At 39.0% G+C, this 9,772-nt stretch carries 12 protein-coding genes; 4 read left to right on the forward strand and 8 right to left on the reverse strand.

Annotated features, from left to right (window positions below):
* The first annotated feature begins 46 nt into the window (after positions 1-46).
* Positions 47-223: a DUF3606 domain-containing protein gene (locus EFY79_RS18250; RefSeq protein WP_123122177.1), complete on the forward strand. Its 177-nt coding sequence runs from the start codon at positions 47-49 to the stop codon at positions 221-223.
* An 80-nt stretch (positions 224-303) separates the two neighbouring features.
* On the opposite strand, the gene EFY79_RS18255 is transcribed toward EFY79_RS18250, so the two are convergent.
* The 3 genes from EFY79_RS18255 to EFY79_RS18265 all read right to left on the reverse strand — a co-directional run bounded on the left by EFY79_RS18255 (position 304) and on the right by EFY79_RS18265 (position 3,040).
* Positions 304-1,230 carry an alkaline phosphatase family protein gene (locus EFY79_RS18255; RefSeq protein ID WP_158605247.1) on the reverse strand — a complete coding sequence of 309 codons (927 nt, stop codon included), beginning with the start codon at positions 1,228-1,230 and terminating at the stop codon, positions 304-306.
* 119 nt (positions 1,231-1,349) lie between these two features.
* Positions 1,350-1,844 (reverse strand): hypothetical protein, encoded by a 495-nt coding sequence (locus EFY79_RS18260; protein ID WP_123122179.1) that lies wholly within the window; start codon positions 1,842-1,844, stop codon positions 1,350-1,352.
* Positions 1,845-1,942: 98 nt separating this feature from the next.
* Positions 1,943-3,040, reverse strand: coding sequence for an aminotransferase class I/II-fold pyridoxal phosphate-dependent enzyme (locus EFY79_RS18265; protein WP_123122180.1), 1,098 nt, complete (start codon positions 3,038-3,040; stop codon positions 1,943-1,945).
* Positions 3,041-3,104: 64 nt separating this feature from the next.
* Here EFY79_RS18265 and miaE point away from each other — a divergent pair, with 64 nt between their 5' ends.
* Positions 3,105-3,716: a tRNA-(ms[2]io[6]A)-hydroxylase gene (miaE, locus tag EFY79_RS18270; RefSeq protein WP_123122181.1), complete on the forward strand. Its 612-nt coding sequence runs from the start codon at positions 3,105-3,107 to the stop codon at positions 3,714-3,716.
* A 56-nt stretch (positions 3,717-3,772) separates the two neighbouring features.
* Here the strand turns inward: miaE and EFY79_RS18275 are convergent, their stop codons facing one another.
* Positions 3,773-4,675: a diacylglycerol/lipid kinase family protein gene (locus EFY79_RS18275; protein ID WP_123122182.1), complete on the reverse strand. Its 903-nt coding sequence runs from the start codon at positions 4,673-4,675 to the stop codon at positions 3,773-3,775.
* Between the two features lie 16 nt (positions 4,676-4,691).
* Here EFY79_RS18275 and EFY79_RS18280 point away from each other — a divergent pair, with 16 nt between their 5' ends.
* Positions 4,692-5,771: an App1 family protein gene (locus EFY79_RS18280; RefSeq protein ID WP_123122196.1), complete on the forward strand. Its 1,080-nt coding sequence runs from the start codon at positions 4,692-4,694 to the stop codon at positions 5,769-5,771.
* A 53-nt stretch (positions 5,772-5,824) separates the two neighbouring features.
* Here the strand turns inward: EFY79_RS18280 and EFY79_RS18285 are convergent, their stop codons facing one another.
* Both EFY79_RS18285 and EFY79_RS18290 read right to left on the reverse strand, forming a co-directional pair.
* On the reverse strand, positions 5,825-6,613 hold the full coding sequence (locus tag EFY79_RS18285) for a PhzF family phenazine biosynthesis protein (protein ID WP_123122183.1): 789 nt from the start codon (positions 6,611-6,613) through the stop codon (positions 5,825-5,827).
* Between the two features lie 133 nt (positions 6,614-6,746).
* The gene (locus tag EFY79_RS18290) at positions 6,747-7,115 is read right to left on the reverse strand and encodes a hypothetical protein (protein WP_123122184.1); all 369 of its coding nucleotides are present in this window, start codon (positions 7,113-7,115) and stop codon (positions 6,747-6,749) included.
* 158 nt (positions 7,116-7,273) lie between these two features.
* Here EFY79_RS18290 and EFY79_RS18295 point away from each other — a divergent pair, with 158 nt between their 5' ends.
* Entirely contained in the window at positions 7,274-8,605 is a 1,332-nt protein-coding gene (locus tag EFY79_RS18295; RefSeq protein ID WP_123122185.1) for a Gfo/Idh/MocA family protein, read from the forward strand.
* A 72-nt stretch (positions 8,606-8,677) separates the two neighbouring features.
* Here the strand turns inward: EFY79_RS18295 and EFY79_RS18300 are convergent, their stop codons facing one another.
* Entirely contained in the window at positions 8,678-9,004 is a 327-nt protein-coding gene (locus EFY79_RS18300) for a type II toxin-antitoxin system RelE/ParE family toxin (protein WP_123122186.1), read from the reverse strand.
* On the reverse strand, positions 8,994-9,218 hold the full coding sequence (locus EFY79_RS18305; RefSeq protein WP_123122187.1) for a hypothetical protein: 225 nt from the start codon (positions 9,216-9,218) through the stop codon (positions 8,994-8,996). Before EFY79_RS18305 ends, EFY79_RS18300 begins: the two co-directional genes overlap by 11 nt.
* Positions 9,219-9,772 lie beyond the last annotated feature (554 nt).

Genomic DNA, 9,772 nt, shown 5'->3' on the forward strand with positions numbered 1-9,772 from the left:
CTTTAAATGGCATCATTTTTCGATTACTATTTATAAACTACATATTATGGATAACAAACAATCAAACCGGGGCCGAAACCAGGACCGCGCAAAAGTTGCTGGCGAACAGGATTACGAAGTTAATTATGAAAAAAGAAAAATGAACGTTTCTGCTGATGAGGTGAAGAAAGCCGTAAAACAGGAAGGTAATTCACGGAAAAAAGTTGAAAAGAAATTGAAATAATATTGATTGACAGGTGCCATTAGTTTCTTTCAAAGAAACCAGTAAAGCAGGAAATAATGTAAAATTCCACTTTGCTGGAATTAATTCCAGACATCGCGTATTACCGTCGAGTTTTGGCCCGTTGTTGATAACCCATAGATTGCCTGAATTGTATTATAAAGATTATAATGGTTTATCTTTTCCGGATAATTTCCAGGCTTTACCATCGGCCCTGTGAAAAGAGTGAGGATGTGGTTTCGCTTTGTAAAATCATCTTCATCAAAAGTCAAAATGAAAAGACTATTGTGTTGCTGCGCCCAGCTTATGTAATCGCCTAATTTGTTTTTTAGCCAATCGTCTGCTTTTTTAATAGAAGCCGCAGTTCCCGGCTTGCCGCTGTTGTGCATATCATTATCCATATCAGGAATCACAAATGACAATGAAGGCAATTTGTTATAATCATCAGGAAATTGGCTCATTGGCAGACTAAGAGAATCCGGGAAGTTATTTTTTCCAACACCTGACCAATTTACCCACGGCGCGTGTTTACGGGCATACAAATATGAATTGGTAAGAGCACTTATCTTATATTGGCAGTCCGCGTAGCCTATCGAAGGCATTGTCTCTGCAAACCCTTTAAACGTGAAACCATTTTGCAACAGTGATGCTGCAAGGTTAGGCGTTGTAAAAGGTGTTTGGCCTTTCAAACAATTATCATTTTTTACTCCCTGGATATTACCTGAAAATAAAGCTAAATAATTGGGTTGGCTGGGATGGCCGATACCATGTGAATTCGTAAAAAGTGCGCCTCTTTTTATAAGTTGGTTAATGAACGGAGCACTGGCCGAGCCAACAATCTGGTCATAGCCATGATTTTCCTCTACCACAATAACAGTATGATCGGGACGGGAAAAGGTTATAGAATCTAAAGACGGTCCTGTGGTTAGATAGCCGCTATTAACAAAAGCCTTACGACACGAGATAAAAATAATTCCCAATAAAAAAAGCGCCGGGATTATACGTTTCATGGCAAGCCGTTTATGTTTTGAAAATGTACCAAGGGATTCTAAAGAAATTCTGAAGTTGACCATTGCTTCCACAATGGTTAGCAATAAGATTACGGCATTTTCCAAAATCTTTCGGGAAACTATCCGTCACATAACTGGATTGTGGAGGTTGATTTATTGCTGATCTGAAGCTTATTTACTTTGTTGTCTTTATCATAATACAGAATCAAAATTCCATAAGCTGTTTTAAATGCATCCCACGCAGGCTGTTTTATTTGCGGGTCGCCAAGGGTTTTAAATAAACTTCCCCTTGAAGCGCCCATCAGCGGCAGACTTAACTTCCCTTTAAAATGGGGCCCTATTTCGATATACTTTCTTGAAACAAAAAAATAAATGTCCTGGTCTTTGTAAAAAACGGTAGAACCACATTTAGCTTTTATATCAGTTTCAAAACCGGTAAAACAAGGAAGCTGACTTTTAATCTGTTCCACATTTGCGTCCGGCGTGATGCTGTTATTCACTTTTCCATACAAGATATCTATATTGATGTCCGGACATTTTACCTCAGTTTTTAATTGAGCAAATGAAGCCGAAAAAAATAAGATGAAACTAAAAAGTAGAATTGTTGTTTTCATAAATGCACTTACAAATTTAAATGATATACAAACTACGCAAAATCCTTGCTACATTTTATGACAATTTATTAACGATTAAAGCCTTTCGTCAGGCGAAGCTATTGGAACAGGGCAACCAACGATTGCACTTGCTGCGAAGTATTAAAAGAATGCAGCACAATTCTTAAACGTTCCATTCCTTTAGGAACCGTGGGATAAAGAATTGGGCGAATATCGAAATTATTTTGCCGGCAGATGTTTGCCAGGGCTTTCACTTCATCATTTCCGGGGATAACTATTGCCTGTATCGGCGTATCGCTTTTTAATATTTTGTATTTCGATGACGCAGCCTGAAAAGTTTCTATGAGCATTCTGAGATGCTTTCTCTCCTGGTGCATCAGGGGAAATAATTTGTAGGCAACGGAAATTGCTTCAGCCGAAACAGGGGGCAACGAAGTGCTGTAAATGAACTGCCGTGAAAAATTTATTAAATATTTCTTCAATTTAGAAGAACCCAAAACAACAGCCCCATGTGCACCACAGGCTTTTCCAAAAGTGTGAATGCGCGCAAAAATCTCGTTCTGTAAATTTAATTTCTGAACCAGGCCTTCTCCTCTTTCGCCGATAATTCCTGTGGCATGCGCTTCATCTACTATTAAAGCAGCATCATATTTTTTGCATACATCCACCATTTGCCGCAGCGGAGCCACATCGCCGTCCATCGAAAATACGCTTTCTGTCACTACAAATTTTTGACGGCCGCCATTAGCGGTTTGCAATTTTTTTTCAAGATCATTTAAATCGTTATGATGAAAAGAAAAAGCAGCAGCGAATGAAAGCCTTATGCCGTCACGAATAGAGGCGTGACTTAATTTATCGTAAATGATGGTGTCATCTTTTTGAGCAACACAACTTAGCAAACCGGTGTTGGCGTCGTAGCCGGAATTGAATATTAATCCTGCGCCTGCATTATGAAATGAAGCGATTTGTTTTTCAGTTTCTTCTATCAATTTGTAATTTCCCGAAAGCAGCCGCGAGCCAGTGCTTCCATGTAAAAGGCGCGGAGTGATCGATTTTTCGACCAGTTTATTTTTTACAATTCCTAAATAATCATTACTGCAAAAATCAATCATACTTTCGTCAGTTATACTCAATGATCTTAAAGAATGGCTCTCTTCTCTGTCGCGAAGTTTATTATCCAAAAAATATTCATCCATAAAGTAAAATTAATTATTTAACGGCACGGCCTTCGCCAATAATTGAATTTCCTATTTTTGAAAGATGGAAAATTTGTCTCAGGATACAAAGAATATTTTAGGATTGAAACTCGCAACCGATCCACGTTGGGTAGACCTTGCGTCGATTTCACTGGAAGCTATACTAACAGATCATGCGTGGTGTGAACAAAAAGCCGCTACAAGTTGTATTTCTCTTATTTCAAAATACAGTGACAAGGAAAAGCTGGTGACAGAACTTTCACCTATCGTAACGGAAGAATGGGGCCATTTCAGGCAGGTACTAACGGAGCTGCATAAACGAAATTTGAAGTTGGGAAAACAACGGAAAGACGTATATGTGAATGAGCTTCTCCAATTTCAAAAAAAGGGCGGAAGTCCGCAGGAAAGGTTCCTTGACCATCTTCTTACTATGGCACTGATAGAGGCACGCAGTTGTGAACGTTTTAAAAGATTAAGCGAGGGACTTGTGGATGATTATATGAAAAAATTTTACCGCCGGTTCATGGAAAGCGAAGCGGGGCATTATACTTTATTTATCAATTTGGCTGATAATTATTTACCCAAAACCACGGTACGAGCCAGATGGAAAGAATGGATTGATTTTGAAACCCAACTGATGCTAAGCATGGAAGTGCGCGGCGACAGGATTCATTGAGATGTTGATACAGATCATTGATAAAACCACTGTGGATCAATAAATAAACGCTTTTTTTATTTTCCATTTTTTGCCCGGTCGGGAGCTATCACCAGCAAAGCGCCGGGAACAATCGAGGCGGTTATTTTATTGATCTTTCCGATATATTCGCCGTCCACCTGGAAATGCGTTTTTTGTTTTAAAGTGACCACTGCCCGGGTAGTTTGGATGATTTCTACTTTTTTAGGATCGAACGTTGTTTTCTTTAAAAACAATTTTAAAAATTCTACAAAAGATATTTCCCTGACAACGACCAGCTCAAATTTTCCATCGCCAACAGCGCCATCCGGGTTGATGCTGGCGCCGGTTCCATATTTGGAAGCATTGGCAAATACGATCATGTAGGCAGGAATATTTTTCTCCATATCATCCACCCGGATATGTGCTTTTACTGGTTTGCCTTCCAGCAGGATCTTTATTAAAAACCTTACGTAGCCCCACATTCCGCGGATAGCGCTCTTGTCAAAATATTTTACCAGCCTTGCGTTCAAACCCAAATCGCTCAGATGGATGCAAAACCGGTTTTTATCAAATTGAATCAGGTCACAAGGACGGGCGTTTCCATTAATAACAATATCAAGCGCCGCTGAACTGTCGGTGGGTATTTCCAATTCTGCTGCCATCCCGTTCGCCGAGCCTCCGCGCAGCTTGCCGAGAGGAATGGAAGTGCCCATCAATAGCGAAGCGACCATAGAAATAGTTCCATCTCCGCCTACGGCTACTACTTTTTGCGGCTTTATTTCTTTGATCCGGCTGCGAACCAACTCTTCGTCGTTTTTTCCCTTAAGCATCACGAATTCAATTTGGAGAGAAAGTTGCTTACAATGATCACGGATCACTGATTCCCATTGAATTTTTTTCTTTCCCCCGGAACCAGGATTGATAATAAACAATATATTTAAGCGGGAATTTGCATCCATATTTTTTGAATTGAAAATGAAGATACATTCAGAATCTGCACAAAAAATTTCCCTGTGGAAAAAAATAAAAAGAAAAATATTCTTTTTGTTGAGGCTGAATCATCACCCGGTGGTCAAAGTGTATCATGGATATGGCAACGAAAAAAAAATAGTGGTGATGGGCCATGTTTTAAAATTAAGTCCGTTTCCACGCAAAACGTATCGCCCGAACTGGCTTGTGAATTTATTTTCGATGCTTAGAATGTTCATGGTAATTCCTTACTCAAGAGCAAAAATTTCAATTGAATGGCAGGAAATGACCTACTATGCTACCGCCGAGGAAGATGGCTTTTTCAAATTTGAATTTTTTCCTGAAATACCCGTTGTCAAAGGATGGCAAAAAATAGAAGTGACGCTCGAAGAAGAGAAATACAGGCACCGGAGGATAAAAGGCGTGAGCGAAATCTATGTTCCGTATCCTTCGCAACATGGATTTATTTCTGACATCGACGACACCTTTTTGATTTCTTACTCCGCGCGTTTCAGGCGAAAATTATATGTTCTTTTTACTAAAAACGCTCATAGCCGGAAACCTTTTAAAGGTGTGGTAAAACATTATCAATTGCTGGCGCGGCATAACCGGGTGGCTGAGAACCAGAATCCTTTTTTTTATGTTTCCGGAAGCGAATGGAATTTGTATAGTTTGATCACTGAATTTGCACAAGTGAACAGCATGCCCAAAGGAATTTTTTTACTAAGTAAAATAAAAGGCTTGCAGCAATTTTGGAAAACAGGTTCTACAAATTTGATGACTAAATTTGCAAGGATCGTGCGCATCATTGAAGATTTCCCCCATTTGCAATTTGTATTGTTGGGTGACGATACGCAGATCGACGTAAGCATTTATTTATCTGTTGTAAAACATTTTCCCGGAAAAATATTTGCTGTTTATATAAGGCAGGTCGGCAAAAGAAAAAAACAGCAGGCCCTTGATCACTTAAAAGAAATGGAGAATCTTTCGGTTCCTTGTTGTTATTTCAGGCACAGCGCTGAGGCAATTATTCATTCAGAAAAAATTGGCCTCGCTGATCAAAAAAGCAAAACGAATAAGAGATAGAAAACTGATAAATAGATGCAAATTTTTTTCCAAAAAAGAAATAAAAAATCCGATTAATCAAGAAATATTTCGCCTTTCAGGTAAAGCCTGCATTCACCACTTATCTCCACCCTGTCTTTTTTATTTCTGCATGTTAAATATCCTTTTCTTGCCGACAACTGAATGGCTGAAAGTTCGTCCTTTCCTGTTATTTGCGCCCAGTAGGGAATCAAAGCGGTATGTGCAGAACCCGTTACCGGATCTTCATTAACACCCAGGTACGGTGCAAAAAATCTGGAAACAAAATCGACATTTTTTCCCGGAGCGGTAATAATTACGCCGCCGCGCGCTAATTCAGCAATCGCCTTAAAATCAGGGATTATATTTTTAATTTCATCTTCATTTTTGTAAACCAACATGTATTTGCTTTTGCCTTTAAAAGCCTCAGGCGGTTGGATATTAAACGCATTTAAAAGTTCGGAAGAAGGATTTATCTTTTCCAAATGATCTTTCGGAAAATCTAACGTTAACAGATCGCCGTTTTTGGTCACTTTTAAATTGCCGCTTTTTAAAGTGGAAAAAATAATTTCGTTCTTATCATATCCTTCATAATTGAAAAGAATGAAAGCAGATGCCAGCGTGGCGTGGCCGCATAAATCCACTTCAGCCGCAGGCGTAAACCATCTTATTTCAAAGCCATCATCTTTTCTGACATAAAAAGCGGTTTCAGATAAATTATTTTCAAGCGCAATTTTTTGCATCAGCTCATCTGGCAGCCATGATTCAAGCGGACATATCGCTGCCGGATTTCCACCAAATAATTCGGAAGTAAATGCATCGGCCTGGTAAATTGACAATTTCATTTTAAAAATTTGAAGCGAAGTTAATTTTAAAAAATAAAACTCAGTTACGCGTATGCATTACCGTTATAACGAGTAAAATAAAAATAAGGATTTTTTGCCCTTCTGCTGACCGTTAGGCTGATTGCTGAAAATATTATTCTTTCTTTTCCAATTTCATTGTGCCGATGGCCGTTGCCCTGTCATAGCAACTATCCGAAATTAAGCTAAGCGTCATTTCGTTTCCGGTGATCACATATTTGTACTTTCCCACAGTAGTGTCGCACTGGCTTCCTCCATACAGTTTTTGAAAAGTCAGCACAGAATCAGTCAGGGTATATAAGCTGGCTTCAATATTTTCGCCACTTTCAGGAATAACAGCGTCCACGGTGTCTTTTCCAAAATTAAAAACAACATCCATTCCGCCCTGGATATCCAATTTTCCCTGCCATTTGGTATTGGCCAATTGTGCCTGCAGGCTGCATGTTAAAAAGCTTCCGATCAATAAAGACAATATTTGTTTCATAATCTCATTTTTTTAATTAAAAACTAAAATACAAATTAAAATATATTAAAGCGTTGATAGTAATTGAATTTTTTATTTCACCGTCTTCTGTTAGGCTGATAATACCTATATTTATAGATTGTTATCAAAAGAAAATTTACCATAAAAAATTATTGAGAATGAATTCAAGAAGAAAATTTTTACAAAGCTCAGCTATGCTCACCGGCGGAGCGTTAGTGGCCTCTGCCCTTGACAATAGTGCATTTGCAATTTTGAAAAACCGCATTGCTCCCAGCGATCAGCTAAACATTGGCGCGGTAGGGGTAAACGGTATGGGATGGGCTGATGTTACTTCAGGCTTAAAAATACCTGGGGTAAATCTTGTGGCTATTTGCGATGTAGACAGAAATGTTATTGACAGAAGATTGAAAGAACTGGAGAAGAAAAATATTGATACGAGCAAAATAAAAATTTATGATGATTACCGCAAATTATTGGACAACAAAGATGTGGACATCGTGGTAGTGGGCACGCCCGACCATTGGCATGCGTTGATAATGATGGATGCTGTAGCTGCAGGAAAAGATGTGTATTGTGAAAAACCTGTTGGCAATTCAATTGGCGAATGCCGGGAAATGGTGAAAGCGCAACAGCGATATAATAAAGCGGTGCAGGTGGGCCAGTGGCAGCGCAGCCAGCAGCATTTCAAAGATGCAGTTGATTACGTTCAAAGCGGTGTACTGGGCAATATCCGGACGGTAAAAGTATTTTGCTACCAGGGCTGGATGAAGCCGGGACCAGTTGTTCCTGATACGGCGCCTCCTGCAGGAGTAGATTACAAAACATGGCTGGGGCCTGCACCCACACGGCCTTTCAATTCAAGCAGGTTTCATTTTAATTTTCGGTGGTTTTGGGATTATGCAGGTGGTTTAATGACCGACTGGGGCGTACATCTTTTAGATTACGGCTTGATAGGCATGAAGTTCCCGGTTCCAAAATCAATAGCAGCGCTGGGCGGCCGTTTTGCCTATCCTGATTTATATGAAGAAACGCCTGACACGCTTACTACCCTTTACGAATTTGATAATTTCAATATGGTATGGGATTCTGCCATGGGCATTGATAACGGGCCTTACGGACGCGACCACGGCATTGCTTTTATCGGAAACAATGGAACTCTTGTTGTAAACCGCGGCGGCTGGGAAGTGATTGAAGAAAAGCAAAGTAAAAATAAGGTGATAAAACCTTTTGCGCCATCAGTAGATAACGGGCTCGACAAGCATTGGGAAAATTTCATCAGTGTAGTGAAATCACGAAAGATGGATGAGTTGCATTGCCCCGTGCAGGCCGCAGCTCAGGTGGCCACGGTAGCGCAGATGGGTAATATTGCCTTCCGGAGCGGTAAAAAACTGGAATGGAATGCTGAAAAGGAACAATTTAATGATGAGGCGGTTAATAAAAAATACCTGATGAAGGAATATCATAACGGATACAAACTGCCGAAAATATAAATTGTTTGAAAGAGCAGTGGTTTTATAGACCTATAAGGTTTTGAAAGCTTTATAGGTCTTTTGGAAAGTTTTTTATTTAATTCCTTTAATGAGCGCTACCAGCTCCTTATCACCGATATTATCTTGTTCAGATTTATCAAAGATATCCAGCAGAAAAACAGTTTTATCTCTTATAAGCACATGAGTGATAATCCTTGCGCCTCCACTCTTTCCCTTATTTTTGGAAGCAATGGCGATGCGTATTTTATAACAGTTGTTTCCAAGGTTGACACCTTGTTGCGGTTGCACTTCCAGGCTGTCGAGCAAGGCTATATATTCACCTTTCAATGATGCATATTTTTTGGAAAGGCGTTTCAAAGCTTTATCAAAATTGGGTATGGTTTTTATCTTATAACTCATTGATAAGCTCCCTCGCATCCTTCGCCTTTAGTTTTCCAGCTTTTATTAAGTTCATTTCCTTAACCGCTTGCCTGACACCACTTAAGACCTGTGTTTTGGTTAGGGCTTCATCTTCATCCTTTACCTCAATTCTCTTTATAAAACTAATGCTCTTAGCGAATTCAATAAAGAGAGGGATTTTATTTTCGGGTATGTGCAATGTAACTTGTTTCATGATAAATTTTTATTTGGAAAAAAATCGACCAACCATAGTTTTTCAAAGTTAAGAGACAAAGATGATTCAAGAGCTGACAAATCTCTTATTCCATCAGAACCGCCAAAAAGATGAATAAGAGTTTTATGAATATCTTAAACTTCCTTTGTAGAAATCATTGAGCCAGTTTTGTTAGCAGTTCTTTATCTTCAGAAAGGATTTTTGACAATGAAGATGATAGATTAATGGCTCCATTTTTCCTCGAATCCAGTTCTTTTAAAAAAGCTAAAAGTTCTGCTAAAGCCTCATCTGAGAAACCGTCTAAAACCTTGTCAATTTCGTATTTTAATTTCTTTTTTTGACATCGCTTAAAATTGTTTTCTAAAGCTACGATTTTTCGTTAATCCTTACAACTCAAAAACCAGTTGATTGATTTATCATCCGTATATTTTATTCTTGCTTCCATCTGTCTGAACTAAGATTTCAGGATTAAAAGATTGTAGGATTTGCCTATCTTATCATCCTTCAATCTTAGAAATCTTAGTTCAGACAATTTCCACAATCGCGACCTCCTC

Source organism: Hanamia caeni (genome assembly GCF_003721595.1).
In the GTDB taxonomy this organism is placed as follows: domain Bacteria; phylum Bacteroidota; class Bacteroidia; order Chitinophagales; family Chitinophagaceae; genus Ginsengibacter; species Ginsengibacter caeni.

What these genes read in the sequence shown, in the direction of transcription:
- EFY79_RS18250 (WP_123122177.1), top strand. Translation starts at nt 47, where the DNA reads ATGGATAACAAACAATCAAACCGGGGCCGAAACCAGGACCGCGCAAAA.
- EFY79_RS18255 (WP_158605247.1), bottom strand. Translation starts at nt 1,230, where the DNA reads ATGAAACGTATAATCCCGGCGCTTTTTTTATTGGGAATTATTTTTATC.
- EFY79_RS18260 (WP_123122179.1), bottom strand. Translation starts at nt 1,844, where the DNA reads ATGAAAACAACAATTCTACTTTTTAGTTTCATCTTATTTTTTTCGGCT.
- EFY79_RS18265 (WP_123122180.1), bottom strand. Translation starts at nt 3,040, where the DNA reads ATGGATGAATATTTTTTGGATAATAAACTTCGCGACAGAGAAGAGAGC.
- miaE (WP_123122181.1), top strand. Translation starts at nt 3,105, where the DNA reads ATGGAAAATTTGTCTCAGGATACAAAGAATATTTTAGGATTGAAACTC.
- EFY79_RS18275 (WP_123122182.1), bottom strand. Translation starts at nt 4,675, where the DNA reads ATGGATGCAAATTCCCGCTTAAATATATTGTTTATTATCAATCCTGGT.
- EFY79_RS18280 (WP_123122196.1), top strand. Translation starts at nt 4,692, where the DNA reads ATGAAGATACATTCAGAATCTGCACAAAAAATTTCCCTGTGGAAAAAA.
- EFY79_RS18285 (WP_123122183.1), bottom strand. Translation starts at nt 6,613, where the DNA reads ATGAAATTGTCAATTTACCAGGCCGATGCATTTACTTCCGAATTATTT.
- EFY79_RS18290 (WP_123122184.1), bottom strand. Translation starts at nt 7,115, where the DNA reads ATGAAACAAATATTGTCTTTATTGATCGGAAGCTTTTTAACATGCAGC.
- EFY79_RS18295 (WP_123122185.1), top strand. Translation starts at nt 7,274, where the DNA reads ATGAATTCAAGAAGAAAATTTTTACAAAGCTCAGCTATGCTCACCGGC.
- EFY79_RS18300 (WP_123122186.1), bottom strand. Translation starts at nt 9,004, where the DNA reads ATGAGTTATAAGATAAAAACCATACCCAATTTTGATAAAGCTTTGAAA.
- EFY79_RS18305 (WP_123122187.1), bottom strand. Translation starts at nt 9,218, where the DNA reads ATGAAACAAGTTACATTGCACATACCCGAAAATAAAATCCCTCTCTTT.